The sequence below is a fragment of the Oleidesulfovibrio sp. genome (assembly GCF_047973035.1).
Taxonomy (GTDB): domain Bacteria; phylum Desulfobacterota; class Desulfovibrionia; order Desulfovibrionales; family Desulfovibrionaceae; genus Oleidesulfovibrio.
Genome location: NZ_JBKEBF010000019.1, coordinates 22,329 through 48,337 on the forward strand (window position 1 = coordinate 22,329; position 26,009 = coordinate 48,337).

Annotated in this window: 7 protein-coding genes and 1 pseudogene; all 8 read left to right on the plus strand. The window is 51.8% G+C overall.

The features are described from left to right. Positions 1-127: 127 nt before the first annotated feature. Positions 128-1,786, plus strand: a pseudogene (locus ACK5LI_RS05515) (non-ribosomal peptide synthetase); the annotation flags it as partial. Position 1,787: 1 nt separating this feature from the next. After that, complete coding sequence (locus ACK5LI_RS05520) at positions 1,788-7,874, plus strand: condensation domain-containing protein (RefSeq protein WP_416947022.1); 6,087 nt, start codon at positions 1,788-1,790, stop codon at positions 7,872-7,874. 35 nt (positions 7,875-7,909) lie between these two features. Then, positions 7,910-10,927 carry a beta-ketoacyl synthase N-terminal-like domain-containing protein gene (locus ACK5LI_RS05525; protein ID WP_416947024.1) on the plus strand — a complete coding sequence of 1,006 codons (3,018 nt, stop codon included), beginning with the start codon at positions 7,910-7,912 and terminating at the stop codon, positions 10,925-10,927. A gap of 40 nt (positions 10,928-10,967) precedes the next feature. Beyond that, positions 10,968-14,279, plus strand: a complete 3,312-nt coding sequence (locus ACK5LI_RS05530; protein ID WP_416947026.1) for a non-ribosomal peptide synthetase — start codon at positions 10,968-10,970, stop codon at positions 14,277-14,279. 2 nt (positions 14,280-14,281) lie between these two features. Beyond that, a complete protein-coding gene (locus ACK5LI_RS05535) occupies positions 14,282-17,641 on the plus strand; it encodes a non-ribosomal peptide synthetase (RefSeq protein ID WP_416947028.1) in 3,360 nt (1,119 codons plus the stop codon). Positions 17,642-17,656: 15 nt separating this feature from the next. Further along, positions 17,657-20,773 (plus strand): beta-ketoacyl synthase N-terminal-like domain-containing protein, encoded by a 3,117-nt coding sequence (locus ACK5LI_RS05540; RefSeq protein ID WP_416947030.1) that lies wholly within the window; start codon positions 17,657-17,659, stop codon positions 20,771-20,773. Beyond that, entirely contained in the window at positions 20,770-25,176 is a 4,407-nt protein-coding gene (locus ACK5LI_RS05545) for a thioester reductase domain-containing protein (RefSeq protein ID WP_416947032.1), read from the plus strand. The genes ACK5LI_RS05540 and ACK5LI_RS05545 overlap by 4 nt, the downstream gene beginning before the upstream one ends. Then, positions 25,167-25,937: a thioesterase II family protein gene (locus ACK5LI_RS05550; RefSeq protein WP_416947034.1), complete on the plus strand. Its 771-nt coding sequence runs from the start codon at positions 25,167-25,169 to the stop codon at positions 25,935-25,937. Before ACK5LI_RS05545 ends, ACK5LI_RS05550 begins: the two co-directional genes overlap by 10 nt. The last annotated feature ends 72 nt before the right edge of the window (positions 25,938-26,009 follow it).

The window sequence follows — 26,009 nt, forward strand, 5'->3', positions numbered from 1 at the left end:
GTTAACCGCCAACGTTCCGGAACAACGCCCGATATGCGGACAGTCACTTCTGGGCGATTCTTGCCCTACATACAAAGAGCTTTTTAAATGCGTACAGGGGTTAATGCGCATTCTTAAGCAAAATGGAGTTAAACAGGGCGACTTCGTAGGTATTCATCTTTCCCCGGGTATAGATACCGTCATCGCCATGCTGGCTTGCTGGGGATGCAGTGCAGCCTTTCTACCACTAGACATCAAGCTCCCACAAACACGTCTGTACCACCATGCACAAACTGCGCGTACACGACTAATTGTGACAGAGGATAGGTATGCATCCATCTGGAACGGCCATGAGTTTCAAATTCTGAGTCTGGAAAGTATCCGTATAGACACACTCTTCACAGCAAAATCCTCCGGGACATTCGAGCTTGTACAAAATTGTGCCGATACAGTGGCCTGCCTCTACTTCACATCAGGCTCTTCGGGCACCCCAAAGGGAGTACTCCTATCCCATGCCAACTTGCTTAATCGCATCCAATGGTTGTGGCAGGCCGTCCCCAAAGAGCATGGTGAATTATGGTGCGCTAAGGCTTCATTCTCCTTTGTGGATAGCCTGTGCGAATATCTCGGCCCCCTGCTCAGCGGCGGGGATCTATACATCTGCACCTCCAACGAAGCTGCAGATCCTGAAACCTTGCTAAAGACTATTGCGCGAAAAGGCGTCACCCGGCTGACATTAGTACCGACGCTGCTGGCGGCCTTACTTGATATTCAGGAGCGCAATCCGCAGGACCTTTCCACCCTGCGCCATTTGACGGCCAGCGGCGAGCAACTATCCGGAGAGCTGGCAAGGCGCTGCTATACAGTTTTGCCTCATGTTACCCTGTACAATCTGTATGGCTCCACAGAAGTTACAGCCGACGCCACATGGCATGTGGTCAGCCCGGAGGCAGAAGAGGCAATACCAATCGGCAAGCCCATCGCCAACACCGCCGTCACGATTTTGGACAATCAACGCCGGGAGCTTCCTCATGGCATCCCAGGTGAAATTTGCATCAGTGGAGCATCTACGGCCCTCGGCTATCTAAACCCGAAAGACAACGGATTTTTTATACAGGATGGTAAAACCTGCTTTGCCACAGGAGATGTGGGTATGTGGACTCGTGACGGAGAATTACTCTACCTCGGCAGGATCGACAGGCAACTCAAAATCAGAGGGCAACGTGTGGAACCTGCTGAAACCGAAAAGGCTTTGAAGCTGCTAGCACCAGTACGTGATGCTGTCGTTTTCGGTATAGGTCAAACAAACGACACGCGTCTGGCCTGCGCGATAGTACCAGCACAGGGAAAGAAGCTCTCACCCGAAGATTTGAGAACCCTCTTGCTTCCGGGTCTGCCGCCGGCAATGATTCCTTCTTTCTTCCTGAACGTGGAGGTAATCCCCCTGACAGCAAGCGGCAAGGTGGATATCAACGCCTTGCAAAAACTCTCCGAGCAGCCACCACAAAACAGCACCGAACCAATCCGGGATGAAATCGGCCAACGTCTGGCTCTTTTGTGGGAAAATCTGCTGGGAAAAGCCCCTACCTCTGCCAACGCAGACTTCTTTGCATCTGGCGGACACTCCCTGCTTGCAACCCGACTGGCCGCCCGCATCCGCGAACAATTCAACATTCCCTTCAAAACAAACCAGATATTCGAACGGCCCGTGCTAAAAGACATGGCCTCTACCATTGATCTTCTCGCATTCAATACACATGAGCAGCAACACGCTGAAAAACAATGCCGCGAAGTGGAGGAATTCTAAAATGACAGCTCTCGACGTTTTAAAACAATGCCGGGAAAAAGGTATCATCCTTTCCGCATCAAATGGCAGCATCAAGGCTGACTCTCCAACGGGTGCCATGAGTGCCTCCCTCCGCAACGCCATCAAGACCACCAGAGACCAGCTGCTTGAACTTCTGGACAACACTTCCAAATTTCCTATGCCTAGGGTGCATTCTATGAGCAATACAGCTCCTCTTTCTCCTTATCAGGAGTTCCTGTGGGCTTCCCAAATAAGCGATCGCCCTGACCATTCCATGCTTAATCTGGTGGGAGCCTTCGACATGGAAAAGTCAGTATCTCCTGTCCGGCTGGAAGAAGCATGGAACATTCTTGTCAAGCGGCATCACGCGCTGCGTACACGCATCCGACTAAACTCTTCCGGCATTCCAGAACAAACAACCGCGCCATCATCCTGCCTTGAGCTGCAAGTCATAGACGCTCCCTCGGTGGAAAAGCATGCCCACGCCATGCAGAACATGGCCCGGCAGTTCCAAAACACGGGATATAATCTGGCAGAGGAACTCCCCATACGTGTGGGGCTGGTGCAAGGACCAGAAAAACAGACCCTCATTGTAGGCGTCCATCATATTGTGGCAGACGGCTGGTCTGTCGGAATTCTTCTGCAAGAAATGTTCGTCCTGCTACAGCAAGATGACATGAATCAGCCGACGCTGACACCTCTGCCCTTTCAGCATCAGGACTATGTACGCTGGATGCTCGACACGACCATGCCTAAACTGGAAAGAAAACAATCCGACTTTTGGCACAACAAAATACAAACGATGCCCTCACTACATTCCCTACCCACGGACTATACTCGCCCGGAAAAAAGGAAAGAAAACACTCGCCAGATTCCTTTTGCATTGCAGCAGCAGGAAGTTTTAGCGCTGGGAAAAGCTGCCCAAGCCACCGGATCCAGCCTGTTCATGATTCTGCATACATGCTTTCGCATTGCCATGTACCGATTCGGAAATGAGCTCGAACCTGTAGTTTCTGTGCCTGCTGCAAACAGGCAGACCAGAACCGAGCTGGAAGCTCTGGTTGGATGTTTTGCCAACAAAGTGTTGCTCCACTGCAAACTCAATCCCGGGCACACCATTGCCACCGCTGTCGATTGCGGGCGGCGCTGCCTGCTTGAAAGTCTTGCCAATCAGGAATTACCCTATGCCCGTCTGCTAGAATCACAGCCGCGGGTACAAAGCTGGCAGGCTCTGAGTCAAATCTTTTTTTCCTACAACAGCCTGAACCTTTCCGGACTGCCGATTACCCCCCACCCCCTGCCCATCGCCAGCGCCAAGTATGACTTGTCTCTACTTCTATGGGACGTCCATGGTGGTCTAGGAGGTATGGTCGAGTACGACACAGCCCTCTTCAAGGCAGAAAACATGGAATCCTTCGTCGCACTGTTCCGTTGCATATGTCAGGCCTTGCCCGGGAATTTGGCTACAACCCCGGCAGAATTGGAACTGGTTCCGATCATGGAACCTGCAAAAGCACCTCGTTACGATGAAGCAGTCATGCCAAGCATGAACGCTGCCGATTCAGTCTTTTTTCTGAAAACCAAAGACTCGCCGCTGGTCCGGCGTCTTATCGCGTTGGCCGAAAACAAACAGGCAGCATGCCACTGGGTTGAAGAACTTCCGGAAAAAATTTCTGAATCCACTCTCATCATCACCACACTCCATCCTCTGGACATTCAAGAGGCTTTGGAGAACGGAAAGCTAAAAGACGTACGCATTTGCTTTCTGAACACTCTCTGCCATGCCCACAACCTGAAACAGCTCCAGCAAAGCGGAGCCATTGCCTCGTTACTGCTGGAACATCCCAGCGACAATAACCAACATATTACCATCGACCTCGCGAACACAGAAACGCTACGCGGCGACGAACGCTACGTTCCGGCTACATTCAGCAAACCATTCAAAAATACACACCCAGCTGACCTTATAGAGCTTTTGCCTTCCCTGCGTGGTTGGAGCAAAGGACAGAGAGAGGCGATGTTTCCTCTACCTACCCCCGAAAACCGTACGGCATGGATTGAAGGCCAATGCATTGACCTTGATAGACTGGCACGCTCAATTTCAATCCAGTCAGGGGGGGTGGATCTGGTGCTTGGGATGCTTCCCTCTCCAGGGCCCGAGTATGCTCCCACAAATCTGAAAACTGAATTATTGGTCGTCTGGTATGCAAGCGAAGATGATACGGAACCTGTCTATGAAAGCGATGGGGTCTCTCTGGCTCACTGGGTAAAGATTTCTGCCATTCCGCTCACTGAGGCGGGAAAACCCGATTTTACCACCCTATCACGACTACCTGTACTATCAAAAACAGCATTAAAAGCACCTGCCGATGCTCAGATAGGTCCTAACCAGCGCTCTTTGCCCGTATTGCATCATTCAGATGTGACCAAGCCGGGGAAGTATTGCCCCATCGAGAAGCAATACACAGCCATGGGCATGGAGATGCCCGTACCCGAAACGACTCAGGATTTTGGTAAAATATCTCAGGTATACGGGGGCAATCCAGATCGTAGTCCCCTGACATTCTCATTTGTAAAAACCATTGAAGAGGCAGCGTATACAGAGTTTATTTTCATCAATCACAAAGGAAAGCGGACCTCTCTTACCGGCAAGGAGCTGATGGACAGAGCCAAGAGTCTACTGCACGGGCTGCAATCCAATGGCATGCTACATGGCGACAAGCTTGTTTGCTACTGCCCGGAGCAGATCGACATACTCCCTCTGTTCTGGGCCTCGCTGCTCGGCGGATACTGCCTGACCATATTCCTTCCTCCAGTTGAAGGGCAAAACCCAGAGCCGGTTCTACAACGTTTTGGGTACATTCTGGAGTCTTTGGATTTTCCAACTGTGGTCACTAGACGAAACCAAAAGTTACCAGAAAGCACTGCTCAGGCCTTGTATGTTGAAGAACTGGCAGGCAACGGTGAGCAAGCTGAAGTAACTCCGGCGGCTCCAGACGAACTCATCTATATGGCTTTCACGTCGGGCAGCACTGGCAAGCCCAAGGCCGTCCCGCTCATGGCTCAAAATATCGCCTCGATGCTCATCGGCAAATCCCAGTGGCTCGGACCACTGGAAAGCGAAACGCTGCTGTCCATGACTTCTCTGGATCACGTAGCATCGCTCTTTGCCCATTGTTTCTTAGGTATCTTGCGCAAGGCTCGTCTGGTGCTCTGCCCGGTGCAATACATTCTGGCAGACACCACCCGAATTCTTGACCTGATAACCGAACACAAAATCACCAGAACATGGGCTCCAGAGTTTCTGTGGCGCCAGCTACACAGTTCCGTAACTGCCTTAAGTAACTCCTCCGGCAAGTGGGATCTCTCCAGCCTTTCCCACGTCTTTTCTGGAGGAGAGCCAACCCGCGAAGCAACATTTAAGCGTTTGGAAGAAGCTCTAATGCCCTTTGGCATGAACAAGGGTGTTCTAGCCAATGCATGGGGCATGTCCGAAACTTCATCTTTCTACACTATAGCACGCCCCTGGGCTGCAGGATCAGGGCAGGTTTTTGCCAGCATAGTAGATGCCGGAGCGCCTGTACCCGGCATGTCCATGCGCATAGTCAATGCCAAAGGAAAGGTGGTGCCACAAGGAGAAATAGGCTCTTTGCAGGTATCCGGCCCGGCAGTCATCAAAGAGTACTATAACAACCCGAAAGCCAACGCCAAAGACTTCACGGATGACGGCTGGTTTAGCACCGGCGATCTGGCCCTTATCTGCGACGATAAACTCATCCTCTATGGACGGGAAAAGGAAATCCTGATTATTCGCGGCCAGAATATATCCCAAGTAGAAGTCGAAGGCGCAGTAGAGGCTCTTCCTGGCGTTATCCCCGGTTTTACCGCCGCTCTAGGATGCCGTGATGCCGAAACAAAGGTGGAAGAGGTGGTGTTGTTTTTCTCTACCGATCTGCACACGGCCGAAGCAAAAGCCGAGCTGGTCAGCCGTATTCAGAGCACCATTTCCCAAGGGTTTGGAGTCGTTCCCAAACATATCATTCCTGTCCCCACTCATGAGATACCCAAATCCAGTCTGGGAAAAATCCAACGCGCCTCACTTATTAAACGCTTTCTTGAAGGTGAATTTGCCAACGCCATCCGCGCAGTTGATATGCTTCTGGCCAACGAAAGAACAATGCCAGACTGGTTTGCAGCCAAGCGCTGGATACCTGAACAGCTGAATCACAATCCGCTCCACACTCTGGACAAATGGACCATTTTTCTGGTGGGTCCCGAAACGGGTCTGCGCTCTCCGCTGCAACAGGCATTGGAAACCCGAGGTGCACAGGTGGTGCAGGCGGTTATGGATTGCAATAACAGGCATGAAAACGGCAGTGCAGAACTCTGGATCAGCCTGCTGATCAGTCGGGTTGAAGGAAATAAAACAGGCATTGTTTGCCTGCTCCCCGAAGCGAACGATACAGAATCATGCCCGCCGGACAGATTTGTAAAATGGCAGGAAAAAGCCCTTTCCCCACTTTTCACCCTTATTAAACACCTTGCCGGCAAAGATCTTCCGGAACCTGATATGATCTGCGCTATCACTGTAAACGGCCAGGCAGTGGAGAGGCAGCATTCATGCTCCCCTGGCGCAGCTCTTGTGACGGGCCTGCTTAACGCGCACAAGCGTCAAAACAATAATCACAGAGTGTTGCTTGTGGACTCCCAAGGCGCGGATCTGGCGATGGAATCCGAAATGATTACGACGGAACTCTGCGAGCCCACACCCCGCACCACCGTGGCGCTACGTAACGGTCAGCGGTTTGTTCCGGATCTCGCTCCCATAAAGTTTGCATCAGCTCCGGCCCATGCAGGATGGGAAATGCCGTTCCGAAGTGACAAATTCTGCGTATGCACGGGCGGGTTGGGTTCCGTTGGTTCCGCCCTGCTTCCTCATATTCTTGCCTCTACAAAAGCGCGCCTACTGATCATCGGTCGCAAATCCAGAGGCGAAGCAGAACATAAACTTAAAGCCCTCACCCGTGGGGCACATGCTAGTCGGGTGGTTTATGTACAAGCCGACCTGAGCAATTACACAGCGCTGAACAACGCTTTTGCTCTGGGCTGCCGGATTTTCGGTAGTGTTCCGGGCGGCATTCTGCATCTGGCAGCAGACACCAGTTCCCACCAGATCCAAAACATAGACTTCAAAGCCTTCTGCAAGGCAACCACCGCGACCCTGCAAAACCTGCAAAATCTCGAGTCCGTTTTCAATAGCCATCAAGGCAACGGGCCTATCATCAACTTCTCCACAGTTTTTGCCCATTGGGGCGAACGTGACTTCGGCGTCTATGCCGCATGCAGCGCGCTTAAGGAATCCTTCATCCACAACAAGGCCGCCCGGCGTTCTGATGCGGGATGCACCCTGAGCTGGGCTTTACTCACCACAAACACCACTTCCCAGAGCAGTGCAATGCAAAGCCGCTTCCTTGCCAAACGAGGCTTTCTTTCCATCACGCCGCGTAACTGCTTCATCAGCATGCTGGGAGTTCTTCAGGCCGGAATATCTGCGGCAATGGTAGGCGTTGACCGCACTAGTCCAGCCATAAGCGGAGACGTGCATTCAGCGGTTGTCCCCGCTCAGGTAATCAATTGCTCCAACGTCAGCAGTTTTGTTCCGACGTATCCGCTGCGGCATCCTCAATGTCCGATGCTACCTGCCGAGCTGGTGCATAAAAAAACTGACTATACATCCACCCACGAAGCCGCCTCGGCCTCGGCTTATGAACAGCGCATGGCTGCTGTGTGGAAAGAAGTGCTGAGCCTTGAGCATGTAGACGTGGAGGCAAACTTTTTTGAACTGGGCGGCAGCTCGGTTCTTCTTCCCAGGCTGCGGACCAAAGTGGAGCAGGTCTTCGGGGTAGATATTGGAAGCACGGGCATTTTTCAGCATGCAAGTGTGCGTGAAATGGCTCTTGCCATCGGCCAACAATCTGCCACGAAGCACGAAGCAACACAGTATTCCGACATTAACAACTTGGCTGACGCGCGGGCAGCGGCCCAACGAACGGCACGTCTCAAACGCAAAAACCGCACCAGTAATTAACCAGACCCCAACCCCGATTGAGACGGAGAATACTCATGTCAGCCGATAACAAATGGGAAAAAGAAAAATATATGAATGCCGTGGCCGTGGTAGGCATGGCCGGTCGCTTCAGTCAGGCCGACGCTCTCGACCAGTTATGGACTAATCTGAAAAACGGTGTGGAGGTGGTTCGCCCTCTAAGCCCAAAGATTCTTGACCAAGCAGGATGCCCGTCACACATAAGGGAGCATCCCAACTTCGTGCCGATGACCGCACAAATGGAGGATGTTGGTTATTTCGATGCAACATTCTTCGGGTACACTCCTGCAGAAGCGCGCACGATGGATCCTCAGTTGAGGCTTATGCTTGAAACATCATGGCATGCCTTTGAAAATGCTGGTTATGCCCCCAGACCGGAGTGCGGGCTGGCTGCAGTCTATGCCGGAGCACAGTTCAGCCTTTACTGGCCTTGCAATGTACAGCCCGATTTTAGCGACAATCAATGCCTCAACTATCTCCAGCCCGCCTTGCTCAACGGTCAGGACTTTTTGAGTACCTGGATCTCCTACAAGCTCGGACTGAACGGTCCAAGCCTCAACGTACAGACAGCCTGCTCCACCGGCCTTGTGGTAGTGGCCACAGCCTGCCAGAACTTGCTGGATCACAGCTGCGATATGGCACTGGCCGTAGCCGGTAGTGTCAGTTCGCCACGGAACTGGGGCTATATTGCCGAACCGCAAAGTATCCTTTCCCCCACAGGGCATTGCCGTCCATTCGATGCCAAAGCTTGCGGAACCATAAGCGGCGAAGGCGTCGGGGCAATTCTTCTCAAACGACTAGGAGACGCCATTGCAGATGGAGATTCCATTCAAGCTGTCATTCGGGGCTGCGGAGTAAACAACGATGGTGCAGCCCGCCCCGGCTACTCCAGCCCGAGCATCAAAGGGCAAAAGGCTGTCATTCGCACAGCCTACAGTGTAGCCGGCATCTGCAGCAGCGAAATTCAATACGTGGAGGCTCACGGAACGGGCACGTCTTTAGGTGATCCCATCGAATTTATAGCCCTGCAATCTGTATTTGGCGAAAAAAACCGATCCACTCCCTGTGTGCTAGGTTCTGTTAAAGCCAATTATGGCCATCTGGGTGCCGCAGCTGGCATGCTTTCCTTAATAAAGGTCATCTTGACCCTGAAAAACGCCATATTTACGCCCCAGATTAACTATAACACACCGAACCCTGATCTGTTTCTGGACAAAAGCGCATTTCGCATCTTTACGCAAACCACACCGTGGCATAGCGAATCCCCAAGAATTGCAGCAGTCAGTTCTTTTGGCTTCGGCGGAACCAACTGCCATGCGGTGGTGGAAGAGTGGCCTGCGGAAATAACAACCCAACGGAAACATCATACTTCCGGTAACCATTGCATTTACCTCAGTGCAGCCAGTCGCGACTCTCTGGATAGCTTGTGCCGAAAGTGGTCCGACTACCTGCAAGCGAATGCTGGCGCTGTTCTCCGCGATATTTCCACCCAAAGCCTGAACAGCAGAAAGCACCTATCTTGGAGAACCGGAGCATGGGGCAACACAGCAAAACAACTTGCTGAGTCCTTAAAAAAAGCTACATCGGCTCTTCCCTTAAAGCCTGTCAGCAAAACTGCTAAGAATCTTGTGGCTGTCTTCTCCGGGCAGGGCTCCCAATACCCCGGTATGGTTAACGAACTACACGACAAGGATGCAGACTTTCGAACAACCTTGGATAGATGCGGCCAGCTGATAGAAAAGTATGCCGGAGAAAATTTAGTGCGTCAGGCCCTTTGTCCTGATGTGACAAAAGAAAAACTGAAGCACACCCACGTCATACAGCCCGTTTTGTTTTCTATCGGGTACGCCTTGTGTGAAACACTCAAGGCTAAAGGAATCAAACCCAATGCAGTAATGGGGCACAGCCTTGGTGAATACACTGCGGCCTGCGTAGCCGGCGTATTTTCACTTGAAGACGCCGTACGGCTGACATGCGCCCGGGGACAACTTATGGCGGCATTACCCGGTGGTGACATGCTTGCCGTAGCAGCCGGTCGTGATGCACTACTCCCCTACCTGCAAGGAGTACCGTCAGCTCCAAACGAGCCTTTTCTGACGATTGCGGCCTGTAATGCCCCGGAACAGACCGTGGTTTCCGGATCATGTGATATGATTAAAAAGCTTCGGACGGTACTGACAAACAAAGCCATCCGTTGCACCAGACTTGATGTTTCTCATGCATTTCACTCCCCGCTCATGCAACCCATGATTACCGCTTTCTCCAGCGAGCTGGAGAAGACACGGTTTCACCTCCCAAAAATTCCACTTATCTCCAATGTTACGGGCAAACCTGAAGCGAAGTTGCTCACCTCTTCTCAGTACTGGCTGGACCATACCCTCAATCCGGTGCTTTTCAGTCAGGGGCTTGTGCATGCCGCAAAGGAGGGTGAAAACGTCTTTATTGAAATCGGCCCGCGCCCTGTTCTCGAATCGCCCGCCTTGCAAACACTGGCAACACTGGACACCCCCTTCACATGGCTGCCGCTGTTAGATGACCCCACGCGACAGGTACATACAGACAGTCAGGCTATAGCCCTGTGCCTCATCGAGCTTTACAAACGTGGAATCACTCCAGTTCCGACCACTCCCAGCGGTCCCAGATTGTCGCTGCCGCTGTATCCGTTTGCCAAAGAGCACCATTGGCTGGACATGGCAAAAGCCGGCTATTCCGACAACAAGGCCTGTACACCAGCCCCTCAGACTGCCGTGGAGCTTGAAAACAAAGAAGATATGAGCCTGCTGGAAACGCTTGCAGCTATCTGGACATCAATCTTAGGCATTGACGGCCTGAGCGAGGACGACGACTTCTTCGCTCTTGGGGGCACCTCCATAGCTGCTATCCGTATTTTAACGACCATTAAAAACATAATGGGAATTACTATTTCCCTTTCCGAATTTAGCAACATGCGCACCCTGCGAGCGTTGGAAATGCATGTGGAATTCCAATTGAGACAACAAGATAAGGACGCCTCCGCACCCTTCTCAGCATCATAATTACGCATGCTATCACGCATAGTTAAGCCATGAGGAAGCCATGACCAGAAAATTTACATTTTCCAGAAAACAACTTGATAACGCTCTGAACCGAAAAAAAGAAGGGCACTATCTGACACCCGACTCCGCCTGCAGGTACGATCCATTTCCGCTTACCGACTTGCAACAGGCATACTGGATAGGCAGAAGTAACGAACTTCAGGGCGGCACCGGCATGCAGATGTACATGGAGTTTCATTGCTGCAACTTTAACCGGACACGCTTCAATCAGGCTATTAACCGCTTGATCCAGCGACACGACATGTTACGCGTTGTCATCCACGGTGACGGGCAGCAACGGGTGCTGGAAACAGTCCCCGAACAAAAGATTTTTTTTGAAGATTTAACGGCTCTCGGGTCAGACGAACAAAGCCAACGCCTGCAAGCTATCGCATTGGAAATGCAGGAAACCGTATCAGACCTGAAGCAATGGCCCCAAAGCCAGTTCCGTTTTTCTGCAACATCTGGAAAAACCGAAGGCCGACTGCATTTTAAATGGGACATGTGGTGCTTTGACGGGCGAAGCTTCCAGATCATCTTCGAAGATCTTGCCGCCTTATATCAAAATCCTGATGCAGACCTACCTCCTTTGGAACTACGCTTTCGGGACTATGTGCTCGCACTGCAGGAATTTGAAAAAGGCGAAGTATATCAAAACGACCTGAACTACTGGCGCAACAAGCTGGCAACCATGCCGCCACCACCATCACTGCCACGTCCTCCTGCAAAGAGTGCTTACGCCAAAAAAACCGGATCGCAAGGCTTTACCACCCTGACACACACCCTCACGGCTGAAACAACTGCCGCCATCCAAAAAGGATGCGCAAAACACGGGTTGTCCCTGACCTCTTTCATGGGTGCGGTCTATAGCGAAGTTCTCGGCCTTTGGAGCGGCATGGAGCACTTCACCCTCAATTTTCCCCGCTTCAACCGAAATCTAGACTGGCATCCTGATGTGTCTAATATTGTGGGAGAATTTGCGTCATTCACGTTGTTGGAAGTCAATCTGGCATCTGGGGTGACCTTTCTAGACCGGGCAAAAAAACTGCAACAACGCATGTGGACGGATCTGGAACACAGCAATGTCTCTGGACTGCGCCTTCTGCGCGAGCGCACTCGCGAAAAAGGCGCGTTGGAAATACAAGCCATGCCGGTGGTCTTTACGGCCATGCCTGACAGACGCACGACGGGCAAAACCTTGGAACAGGCCATCGAATCCTTCGGTGAAGTACTCTCCACCAAGGGCGAAACACCGCAGGTTCAGCTCGACTGCCAGTATTTTCTGCTAAACGACAAGCTGAGGATCAACTGGGACACTCAGGCAGAAACATACCCGGAAGGTCTTATTCAGGACATGTTCAACGAATATATCCGCCTGCTGGAGCGGTTTGCCGATGATGAGGAAGTCTGGTCGTGCGAACGTCCGGCCCGCGCTCCTCTGAATCAGTTGAAACGTCGAGACAGCCTGAACAACATTCATCTGGAACTACCAGATACAACGGTCTTTGATCTTTTTGCAGCAAAAGCTGCAGAATACCCGGAAAAAACCGCCGTGGTCAGCGGTAATGAGCGCATATCACTCAGTGAGTTGCTGCAGTACGCTCACACCATCGGTTCACACATCGTACAGGCTATGGAAAAAGGAAAGACTCATGCCGCCCCCGGCCCTACCCCGGCGGTGGGCGTGATGCTTAACCGCGGCTGGAAACAGATAGCCTGCGTTCTGGGCATCCATGCTGCAGGGCTGGCATACCTTCCGCTGGACACGGGGACCACTGCCACAAGACTGCAACAAATTCTGGAAACAAGCCGGCCACACATGGTCATAACCGAATGCGGCTATTTAAAAGCAGGCGGCTCAAGTACGACCCCGTTCGTTCCGGTGGATCAGTTCCTTAAAAAAAATGCAGGGCTAGGGCTACCGCCCGGCCCTAAGCTGGATGAACCAGCCTACATAATTTTCACTTCCGGATCCACGGGCGTGCCCAAGGGCGTAACTGTAGGGCACAAGGCATTGCTCAATCTCGTGACCTACACCAACAGCCGCTTCAACATCAACGAGTCGGATACCATTCTGGCTGTGACGGCTCTGCATCATGATCTGTCAGTCTTTGACATTTTCGGAGCCACATCCGCCGGAGCAAAGCTCGTTTGCATGGATAACGATAAAGCTTTGGATGCAGCACACTGGGAGACTCTTTTACGAAACGAAAAGATAACGCTCTGGAACAGCGTACCCATGTTTATGGAACACTTATTGGCACATTGGGCCGGCAGATCTCCACTTGCCAATCTTCGGCTGGCTATATTGGGCGGAGACTGGCTTGATCCGGGAATTACCCGACGACTTGCGAAAGTGGCCCCACATGCACGGCTCATTTCTATCGGCGGCCCCACAGAGACCACAGTATGGAACATCATGAACGAGGTAACGAGCAAGCCTGCTAACTGGGACACCATCCCATACGGCAAGCCCATTGCCAACAGCAGCTACCATATCCTGACCCCGGCACTTCAGGATACGCCAGACTGGGTAGAAGGAGAAATGTATTGCGGCGGTACACCGCTGTGCATGAGCAGCAACACAGATCCGACTCTGGACGCAAGAAACTTCGTAATCCATCCACGCACCGGAGAACGTCTATACCGGACGGGTGACATGGGCTGCTATAGGCCTGAAGGACTCATTGAAATCATTGGACGTAAAGACTTTCAGCTGAACATCAACGGCTACAGGCTGGACCCCGCAGAAGTGGAAAAAGTGCTTAATCGACATCCTGCCATCCGGCGCGCCGTTGTCAGTGCCGTAGGCGAAAAGGGAAAGGAAATACTCGGGGCCTTCCTTGTTGCACATGATAGCAGTCTGGATATCCGGAAACTTCGTAACTGGCTATTAGTACAGCTGCCCTTACAGATACAGCCCAAAGTGATCTTCATGCTGAACGAGTTTCCGCTAACAGCTAACGGCAAACTGGATCGCAAGGCTCTTCAGGGCACGCCGTTAAGCCTCGCAGTACGGATTCAGGAGGAACAACGGGAGCCAGCAAATGCCATGGAACAACTGCTGAAAGAAATTTGGGAAGCTGTTCTTGAAGTAAATGTTGCCGGTGTCATGAGCAACTTTTTTGAACTAGGTGGCAACTCACTTAAAGCCATGCAGGTACTCACACGCATAGAAGACAAGATCTTCATCCGCCACCCACTGGCTTCTTTCTTTGCAACGCCCACCATCGCTGAGCTGGCAGAGGCACTACTCGTGCAACTGACTACGGACCATAACGCAGAACACGTTAGTAGCGGAGGTGCGGCGTAAACATGAACAAACAAACATTAGTCGAACTGCCTCTGGAAGAACTGCTCAATTTTGCCAGAGAAACAGCCAGAAACAATGGGAATGTCCATATTGCTTTCGGGCCGGAAGGAGTGACGGTGGAAAAAGCAGAGCTATCCTTTGCTCAGGAGCGCCTCTGGTTCATGAACCGGCTTTCACCCGATAATCCATTTTACAACATTCCCTTCTACCTGGAAGTAGCCGGAGAGCTAGACCGGAAAGCCTTTACCAAGGCGTGGACAGAACTCATCAAGCGGCACAGCTGCCTTCACAGCTGCTACCCCGGAGACGAAACGGGAAAGCCAACAGTGACTCTGTTACTACCAGACAACCTGCCTCTCACATATAATGATATCTCTCATCAGGCGCATGAAGAGCAGCAAAAACATCTTAAGTGCGCAATGAATTACGAAGGAAGTATCGGCTTTGATATGGCGCAAGGCCCGCTCTTACGAGGGGTATTAATCCGTCAGAAAAAAAATCTGCATACACTGCTTATCACTTTCCATCATATCATCTTTGACGGCTGGTCCGTGACCATTTTTTACAAAGAGCTTTTTGAAATCTACGACACAATCCGTAAAGGCACCCCTCTGCCACTGCATAACAGTGATGCTACGTATGAACAGTACGCCTTGTGGCAACGCCAACGCATGACGTTGGAATATATAAAAAAAGAGCAAAAATGGTGGCAGACAGAGCTGCAAGACCTTCCAGAGCTGCAATTATGGACAGACGCTCCACGACCGGAAACCCAGACATTTTCCGGCGACACAATTGAATTCTTCATTCCCGGCTCGGTGGCAACAGCCATGGAAAATTTGGCCCAAAGGCATAATGCAACTCCATTTATGGCATGGTTGGCAGTTTTTAGTCTGATGCTCTCTCGTTTTTCCGGGCAGGTTGATTTTGCCGTAGGGTGTTCGGTTGCAGGCCGTAACCATCCGGCTACGGAGAATATTATCGGATTTTTCCTCAATAATCTGGTGGTGCGCAATCGTCTTACTGACAATTCCCCCTTTACACAGTTGCTGGAAAACCTGCGAGACACTGTGCTGCACGCCATGGAGCACGAAGAATTACCGTTCCAATTTCTTGCTGACGCAGTAGGCGAAGGACGAAGCCTGAACAAAAACCCGCTCTATCAGGCCGGCCTAGTCTACCAGAACACTCCATCGCTGGACACACTCAGCAAAGAGCTGTCTCTACATTCCGTTCTGGTGCCTATGAACACTACCCATATGGATGTCGAGTTTTTGATCTGGCCGGAAAAGAACGGACTTCGCTGCTATCTGGTTTTCGCCACAGACATCATCAGTGCCCAGCGTGCCAAAGATATGGTCGATACGCTCAAGTGGATAGGCCGGATTGTCAGCGACACACCGAGCATTCCTATCCATGAAATCCTGCCTGCGGAGAAAGCCACCATTCTCCACGGGCAACAGTTGCAGCACGACTATCTGCCGTTTTGGCAGCAGCTGGAAAAAATTCTGGAAACGGATGAGTCAACCACAGCCATCTTTATTACCGGAGAATCCGGCTACAAAACAGACTCAAAAGAGATCAGCTACGGCGATCTGGTCAGAGAAGCCGAACAGATGGCAGCGCGTCTTGACCAGCTTAAGCTCAAGCCCGGCAGCATTGTCTCCATCATGCTTCATCCCAGTCTGGAACAAACAGCCGCCATGCTGGCCGTATGGCGTCAGGGTTGTATCTGGGTTCCGCTGGACCCCGATCATCCGGCCTCTATGAATCAATGGATCATGGAAGATTCCGCTTCATGTTGTGTCATAACCCATAGCTTGCTGTGGGAAGAGCATACCAAAGAAACCGTTTCGGGCATCATGCCCTGCCTGATAGATTGTCACGTCGAAACTCAACCCGCCAAAGTCGGAACTCCGCCAAGCGCGTCCGCAGCCTGCATCCTGTATACTTCCGGCTCCACCGGTCAGCCCAAAGGGATTACCTTGTCCCACGAAGCCCTGCATACACGGCTGAGCTGGATGTGGTTTGAGCTGCCCTGGAAAACGGGCGATGTTGCTTGCCAGAAAACATCCCCCTGCTTTGTGGATTTTCTATGGGAAACCTTCGGAGCCATTCTGGGGCGCACCCCGCTGGTTCTTGCCGGTGCAAGACCATATCGGAATATTGACCGGCTGCTTACAGTAATGCGTGAGCACAAGGTTACCCACATGGTTCTTGTCCCCTCTCTGCTCCGGGCCATGCACGAAGTTGGACAAGGGATTGGCGAAACAGTTCCTTCGTTACGTGTCATCCTCAGCAGTGGCGAAGTGCTTTGTCCGGAGCTATGCCAAAAGACACGCAACGCCCTTCCCGACATCCGCCTTTTCAATCTGTACGGCTCCACAGAGGTCATGGACGCCATCTGGCACGAGGCCTCTGCCAAGGACAGAAAGGCCGTACCTGTAGGCAAACCAGTCCACAATACCACGGTGGCTATACTTGACGATGCACTGCGGCCTGTTCCTACCGGCGAAAAAGGCACGCTCTATGTCTGCGGCCCATGCGTAGCCCACGGCTACCACGGCAAAGCCAGCAAAAAAAACGCTATGTTTATCCCCCCTGAAATCCCGGGAATAGAAACACCCCAGGGACGCTGGTTCTGCATGGGTGATGAGGCCGCCTTAGGTCAAGATGGCCTCATCTATTATCATGGTCGCAAGGATAGGCAGATCAAGGTTCGAGGTGTCCGGATGGAGCCGGATGGCATTGTGGCAACCCTTCAAAAGCACGAACAGGTCAAAGAAGCAAAGGTCATGGCACAACCGGGCCCAGATGGCACAGACAGGTTGGTGGCTTATATCCTGCCCGAACAGAGAGCAAACGAATTCAACTCGGCAGATTGGGCCCGAGAGCTCCGTCCATTTATGAGCACATTATTGCCCCCATCTATGCTGCCGGACATTTTTATTCCAATTACAGAGTGGCCACGAACCCCCTCCGGCAAAGTCAATCTCCACAACCTGCCCAAATGCGGGGTAGTGCTCACTGTAGCAGCACCCCCAGCCTCTTCCATCGAATCCGATATTTTAAATATCTGGAAGTCTATCCTTGAAGTCGATGACATTGGCGTACGCGATAACTTCTTTGAAGTTGGCGGCACATCGCTGCTCATTGTCAGCGTCCATGAGCAGCTTCAACGGTTGTTACGGCACCAGTTCTCGCTGACGACCCTGTTCCAGAATCCCACTGTGGAAAGTATGGCTGCATGGCTGGGCAACGATAACCAGTCAGCTCCTTATCCATATCCGACTCCACGGCGCATCGGACAAAAAGAACAGGGGCAAAAGCGCCGCAACGCGCGGATGATACGTAGCGCATAACGCCTGAGGAATACGATGACCACTTACGAGTACACGGATTCTTGCATTGCAATCATCGGCATGGCTGCCCGTTTTCCTGGTGCCACCGACTTGAATACATTCTGGGAAAACCTACTGCAGGGCAAGCAGAGCATGTCAGTCCTGAAATCGGAATATCTGGAAAAAAGCATTCACGCTGCCATCTGCAAAGATCCGCACTATGTGCCCATGTGCAGCTGCATCGACGGATACAAATGCTTTGACGCGGACTTTTTCGGTATCTCGCCTCATGAAGCAGCCATAACCGATCCGCAGCAACGGTTATTGCTCGAGTATGGCTGGAAGGCCTTTGAGCATTCTGGATATGAACCGACAGATTCGCAGGACACCATAACCGGTGTATACGCAAGCTGCAGCATCAGTTCGTACTTGCTTTCCAACCTGCACGGCCATGTCATGGCGGGCAGGCTGGACATGACCGAAGCCCTGCTGGGTAATGACAAAGACTACCCGGCCACACGACTGGCCTACAAATTAGGATTGCGTGGCCCGGCCATGACAGTGCAGACCGCCTGCTCTTCTTCTCTGACCAGCCTGCATGTTGCTTGCCAAGCTCTGTTGGCAGGCGAATGTGATCGGGCCTTGGTGGCATCGGCCACACTACTCGGAGATCCTCTGGGATATATGTATCTGGAAGGCGGTATGCGCTCGCCTGACGGACGCTGCCGTCCTTATGATGCTCAAGGTAAAGGAACAATTTTCGGCTCCGGCGTAGCCGCTGTGCTGCTTAAACGGCTAGCCGATGCACAGGCCGATAACGATCATATCCTCGCAGTGGTTCGCTCCACCGCCGCCAACAACGACGGCAACGATAAAGTGGGGTTCACCGCTCCCAGCGTCAATGCGCAGGCCGCAGTCATTACCGAGGCTCTGCTTCTTTCCGGTATCGACCCGTGGGATATGGATTTCATTGAAGGACACGGCACGGCCACCCCTATGGGAGATCCAATCGAGGTGGCAGCGCTGCAACAGGCTTATGCAGGAATAGCGCAATGCAATATTCCGACAGGCCGCTCTATTCTTCTGGGCTCGGTAAAAAGCAACATCGGGCATCTGGATGCTACCGCAGGGCTGGCCGGTTTTATCAAGGCCGTGTTGAGCCTATACCATGGTTGCGTACCGGGTACAGCCAACTTTACCAGACACAATCCGCTGTTTGGCACAAGCATGGCCCCCTTTGAAGTGCGTTCCAACAATAGCCGACTGGCTGATGAAAGCACAGCGCGACTTGGAAGCGTCAGTTCCTTCGGAGTTGGGGGTACAAACGTCCACACGGTACTTCAGGGAGCACCGCAACAACACTCCGGATCTGTAAAAAAAGAGCCGAGGCTGTTTCTGATATCCGGACACGATACCGCAGGTCTTTTCAGAACTCAGAAGCAGCTTGCAGCACATCTGGAACAAGGTCACTTCGATATAGCGGATGTTGCCCATACTCTGGTGCATGGCCGGGCTCACCTTCCGGCACGCCGGACAATTATAGCTGCCAGCATGGAAGAGCTAAAAGACGCTCTCAACAGCATGGAGGCGCCTTTACGACATGTTTCTGGCGGAAAAAAACGCAAGCTTGCGTTCCTGTTTTCCGGCCAAGGCTCACAACATCCTGCCATGGGAAGCAGCCTGTATAAGACAGAGCCATATTTCAAAAAGAAATTCAATCAAACCGCAGAGGTGGTGCTGCAATACAAAGGCCCAGATCTACTTTCTCTGATGTACGCCTGCTGGACCGGTGATAAACAAGCCGCCGCAGCCATCACTCGCACCAAAATAACCCAGCCGCTGCTTTTCACTCTGGAATACGCTCTGGCCCGGTTACTTATTAAAAAAGGACTCCAACCCGAATTCCTGCTCGGACACAGTATTGGCGAATATGTAGCAGCTTGCCTGGCGAACGTGTTTTCCATGGAAGATGCAGCCCGACTGGTGGTTGCACGCGGAAGGGCCATGCAGCAGGCTCCGACAGGCAGGATGCTTGCATTATCCATCGGAGAAGACAAACTTTCCATGCTCCCTGAAACGCTGCTGTCCAAGGTAGAAATAGCTGTAGTCAACACCAGTCAGAGCTGCGTTCTTTCCGGTCATGAACAGGATCTGGCAACATGTGCGGAAATTATTGATCAGGCAGGAGAAAAAGGCACTTTTCTCAAGACATCACACGCATTTCATTCTTCGTTTATGGATAGCGTTCTGCAAGATTTTCGCGCAGTGCTTCAGGAAGTAACTATGCAGCCGCCCCAAATTCCTCTGGTCAGTAACCTCACAGGTATTTGGGCTGACGCATTCATGGCCACCCCCGACTATTGGGTAAAACAATTGCGCGACACCGTGCGGTTCTCGCGGTGCCTGCAGACTCTGTTCAGCCAACAATGCCTCGGAGTTGAAGTCGGTCCCGGCAGAACCCTGTGCAACTTTGCCAGTCAAGAAATGGGACCTGCCGGAATTACTGTTCATACATTAGGGGGACAATACGATGAAGAACCGGAATCGGTACTAAAAATTTTAGGTCGGGTATGGGCCACAGGAGGCCGACCGGACTGGAATTGTTGCCCGAGCATAAAAATCGGCAAGCGGATACCTTTACCCGGATACGTTTTCAGTCAGCAAAAACACTGGATCGAAAATCTGAACAACGCCTCCATTGCCACTGATCAATCCGAAGTAGCGCCTCAGATCATGCGGAAAACGACTGACTGCGGCATCAATAAGCAAGCCAGAGCTAATCCTGACAGCTATGTCCCGCCGGAAACCGACACGCACAAGCAAATGGTCTCCATCTGGGAGGAACTATTATTAATCCAGCCTGTGGGCATTCAGGACAACTTTATCGAAATGGGCGGCAATTCCATGCACGTCCTGCGCATGGTGCGTATGGCTGCGGACCATGGGCTACACTTCACAATCAAAGATGTTTTCAATGCCAAGACCATAGCTACGTTATGCACCTTGATGGATGAGTTGCCGGAACACAATCCCGGAAAACCCGCAGCAGCCTGCAACGCTTCTCTCAAGAACGCGACACCGGATTTCAGTAAATCCGGTATTTCCCAAAACGATCTAGAAGCCATCTTCGCCGCTACAGGAGCATCTTCATGACAGGAGCCCCCCAGGAAATCACGGATATTTTTGCGCCCACACCGCTCCAACAGGGAATGATCTTTCACACCATACAAGCCCCTGAAAGCTCGGAGTACGTCCAGCAATACAGCCTGCACGGACAGGGCAGTATGGACGCTCATATCTGCCGGCAAGCATGGGAAATAGTAGTGCAAAGACATCCTGCCTTGCGAACTTCCTTTCATTGGGAGGGCTTGGAAAAGCCATATCAAGTAGTACAGGCTCAGGTAAAACTTCCGTTTATCCATGAATCTATCGCCCATCTGAACGACGAAGAACAAATGCAACTCCTCAGCAGATTTCTTCTCGATGACAGCAGTAAGGGGTTCTCTCTGACCAAGGCACCTCTTATCCGTATTGCGTTGCATGATCTGAGCAAAGAACGCTTCCGCATGACCATGACCCTGCATCACATCATTGCCGACGGCTGGTCCATAGGCATCGCTCTGAGTGAATTCATCACTGCATACGAACAGCTCGTGCAAGGCAAAAGAGTAGAGTCACCTTGCGCACCATCTCTCAAAGCATATGCACGCTACGTGAACACCAAACCCAAGGAAGCATCGTTAAAATGGTGGGCCGAACGGCTGGATAAGGCCACCCCCTGCCTGCCTCTGGCAAGCAGACGCAAAAAACGCTCTGCCAATATATCCAGCAGCTTTGCTGTGCAAAGCATTGTTCTTTCTGCAAAAGCAACTGAAGCAGTCACCCGTAGCGCCAGTCGGGCCGGAGTGACGCTTAACACGTTTTTTCTTGGTGCATGGGCTCTGGTACTGGCCAGATTTTGCGGTAAAAAAACTATTCTTACCGGCGTAACTGTGGCATCGCGCCCTGCATGCGTCCCCGGCATTGAAGAAACGTTTGGGCTGCTTCTAAACGTATTACCACTACACCTAGCCTGCCCGGCTGAAGCCCCAGTCAAGGAATGGTTGCACTCCATCCAGAACTACCTTGCCGAAGCCTCCGAACATGACCACCTGCCGTTAAACAGTATTCGGAACCTATGTACAAAACCTGATGAACCTTTTCTGGAAAGTCTGGCTGTTTTTGAAAATATGCCCATGTCCGAAGCATCTACCGGTCATCTGGGGTTCAGTTTCAACGACGTCACCAGCTTTGACAAAACCAGCTACCCCCTGACGTTGGTGGGTTTCCCCGGCAACGAACTCCGGCTCAACCTCCAGTACAATAATGATGAGTTCGAAGGAGATGCCATGCTTGAACTGCTCAAAGCAATGAATCACGCCATTCTGTTTTTAACCGATAGCTCTGAAGAACGACTGGTTGATTATTTTGCTCCCCATACCGAAACTTACACCCCATTAACTGGAAAAGATTCGTCTTTCCCTGCCTTTGAACCTTGGGAGATTCTCACATCTCTGGTGCACAACAAAGGAGATGAGACCGCACTAATTCTGGGGGATGGCGAGAAAGAAACAAAGATAACATACCAGACCCTCATGGAGAGAGCACAGGCCATTGCCGCGACTCTGCAAAAGAAAGAGGTCAAAGCAGGTGACCTTGTTGGTCTGAGGCTGGATACAGGTTCCGACCTGTTGGCAGCCATGTTCGGAGTCTGGCAACTTGGAGCAATCTGGACTCCGCTGCCCCCCTCCTACCCGGCAGAGCAGGTCGCAAAGATGCTTCTTAGATCCAGAGCCCGTTGTGTCCTGACCGTCCCAGACTTGTGGGAGAGTGTGATCGATAACCTTGGTACAGACCATGGCCTCATTACAATTTTTACAGACCAGCTACGAACTGAAGCCACTCACTTCCAACCGCTGACCTCACCTAAAATTGATCAAAGCATGCAAGCTTGCATGCTGCACACATCGGGCTCCACCGGTTTTCAAAAAGGAGTCAATATATCCTACCGGGCACTAAGCAACCGATTGAACTGGATGTGGCACGAACTCCCCTGGGAACCTGGTGAACGGTCCTGCCAAAAGACTTCGCCGGCATTTGTTGACTTTATTTGGGAAGCGTTCGGAGCTCTGCTGCAAGGGGTGCCTCTGGTACTGGTAAACTCTGAGGCTTCCCGGAATCCCCAACAACTCGTAAATATTATTGAGCGCTATAAGGTCACACGACTCATAGTTGTTCCTTCCCTGCTTAATGCTATGCACATTGCTACAGACGGTCTTCAAGGCCGGTTACAAAATCTGAAGTACCTGACCTGCAGCGGAGAGTCGCTAAGTACTGAGCTGGTCAACAAAACAAGAAGCGCCTTGACCGGTATACGTTTTTTTAACCTTTACGGTTCTACAGAAGTCGTGGGGGATGCCACATGGCATGAAATTACCACAGACGCCCGAGGGTCTGTCCCCATCGGTAAGCCCATATCCAACTCTGCCGCAATAGTGCTTGATGAAAACCGATTGCCACTGGCCAACGGTGTGGAGGGAGAACTCTACATAGCAGGAGATTGCCTTGCCTCGGGATACAGTCACGATACTGAAGCCACACAACTTGCATTCATACCGTCCGCATCTATGCCATTCGATTCCCAGCACGAGCTATGGTTTGCTACCGGTGACAGGGCACGCGTAGATGAAGAAGGACGTATATGCTTTGCTGGCCGGGCCGACAGTCAGTGCAAAATACGAGGCGTACGCTTTAATCCCTTGGAAGTCAGGGAAGCACTCATCAGTCATGAACAGGTCTTGGATGCGGTGGTCCTGACCCCCGAACATAACGGACAGCGCCGTATCGCAGCCTATGTTCAGCCGGACAGATTACAAGACGAACAACCAGACTCTCTGCGTCTCAAGCTTCAAGCTCATCTGCAAAGCCTCATTCCACAGGCAATACAGCCTCACGCCATCACATTTGTACAGGAATGGCCTACAACCCCATCCGGTAAGATTAACGCCTCGGCACTTCCTCCGGCATTCAGTACAACTTGCGCCGCTACAGGAATATTCAATAATGCGTTTGAAAAACAGTTGGCCAAAATATGGGAAACAACACTGGGACGAAACGTCCCCAACCGCGAAGCCGATTTCTTTGAACTGGGCGGCGACTCCCTGTCCGTCACGCAACTGGCCTTCAATCTACGAAAATCCCATAACCACCAAGTCACCATCAAAAATTTGTACGGTTATCCTGTACTCAAAGACATGGCCTCTTTTCTGGCATCGGACCATGGAGGAGCTCACAGTCTGCCGGAAATCACGCAGGCACAAAAAGACATTACTCTGGCCGATGAACTGAAACCGAAGGCCTTGGACCGGCTGCACCCCCCAATCAGTCCGGGCCAGCAAATCTTTGTCACCGGGGCTCCCGGTTTCATCGGCCTATGGATCTTAGCCACCTTGCTTGAACGTAATGACCTGAACATCCACTGCATGGAGCCATGCCGGACAAAAGCTGAAGGCATGAAGGCTCTGCAATCCGGACTTAAAAATATTGGCTGCTGGCAAGCTTCATATTCAAACCGTCTGACCATTGTTCCCGGCTCGCTTGAAAAACCACAATTCGGCCTAAGCCAGAAGCACTGGTCTAGACTGACAAATGACACTGACATCATTATGCACAGCGGCTTTCAGGTAAATCTGGCTCAAAGCTATACAGTGCTCCGACCGGCTAACGTGCTGGGTACAAGGGAGGTCCTGCGGATGGCTTGTAGCAAACCAATCCCCATCCACTACGTGGGCAGCACTTCAATTGTTGATTTTGTAACCCGTTCTTCTGAAACAGCCGCAGTGCTGGAGGATGACCCATTCACATCTTGCTCCGGCATCCAGACCGGCTACATTCTAAGCCGCTGGGTAGCAGATCATATGATTCGCCGTGCAGGAGAGCGCGGGCTGCCGGTATCTGTCTACCGGATGACTACTGTGGGCGGTGATGACAGAAGCTTTTATTGTGATACGGACGAAATATACTGGCGACTGATACGGGTATTCACCCAGACAGGTCTCATGCCCCACAGCCAGCGTGTCGTAGACTTAGTGCCTGTGGATGAAGCGGCCAAGGCGGTGGTTGCATTGGCATCGCAACCAGAATCATACGGCCGGGCGTTCCATATAAACAGCCCCCGTAAGCTTCAATGGGATGCCATCCACAAGTTTCTGACCAAAGCAGGCTACACCATAACCATGACCAGCCCCGAAAAATGGGCCGAACACATGCGTGCCATTCCGCCCGAAAATATGGATGAAAACGTGCGCATATTGCTGTCAATGATCAACGACGACGGATACGACGCCAACACTTCACTTACCATTGGCTGCGAACAAACCACGGAAGCTTTGCAGCGGATCAACAGAAAAATAAATCCTGTTTCCGAAGAACTCTTCCTGGGCTATCTGGCCCGCATGGTTGAACGGGGTTGGCTTACACCCCCCAAAGAATCCGTACAGAGGGTATCATGCAGATAAATACATATACGAATCCTTCCTGCCTGCCGCACCTGCCTGCAGAGCCTGACAACATCCCAAGGATGTTTTGCTTTCCTTTTGCCGGAAGCAGCGCCGAATACTACAGACAATGGCAGCCCGCTCTCAAAGAGGTCGTCAGAGTATGCCCGGTAGAGTTACCGGGCAGAGCTTCACGACATCATGAACCACTAGCAAAGGATATGAACGGACTGGTCACAGAATTGACAGACGCTCTGCTTCCTTTCACTGGACAACCCTATATCTTTTTCGGACATAGTCTGGGCAGCGGCATCGCGAGTCTGGTCATTCGAGAACTACATCACCGAGGAGCACTCCTGCCCGCACTATTCTTCGCATCAGGACGTTTTCCCATTCACTTGAAACACACCAGACGCATCTGCCATACCTTGAGCGATGAAGATCTGATTGATGAAATCCGCAGACTGGGTGGGACTCCTGAAGGAGTTCTGACAGACCCGACCTTCAAACAATTTTTCTTGCCAGTTGTACGCGCGGACTTTCAGGTGCTGGAAACTTTTACTCCTCCCAAGCCTGTCCCCCTTGCTGTTCCCATCAGAGTTCTTGGCGGTGTCGACGATGCAGACTCACCGGAATGGAGCATGGAGCACTGGAAAGAACTAAGTTTATGCCAATGCTCCATTCGTATGTTTCCCGGAGGGCACTTCTTCATTGACGAAAACCGTGACAGCATTTTCACGGATATCAGGACGCAGATTTCAAATGTGCTGGGTATAAATTAACTTTCCCCAAAATGTCAGGGGAACGTATCTGTTTTGCACAAATTCACCCTGTTGCTTTTTTGGATAACGTTC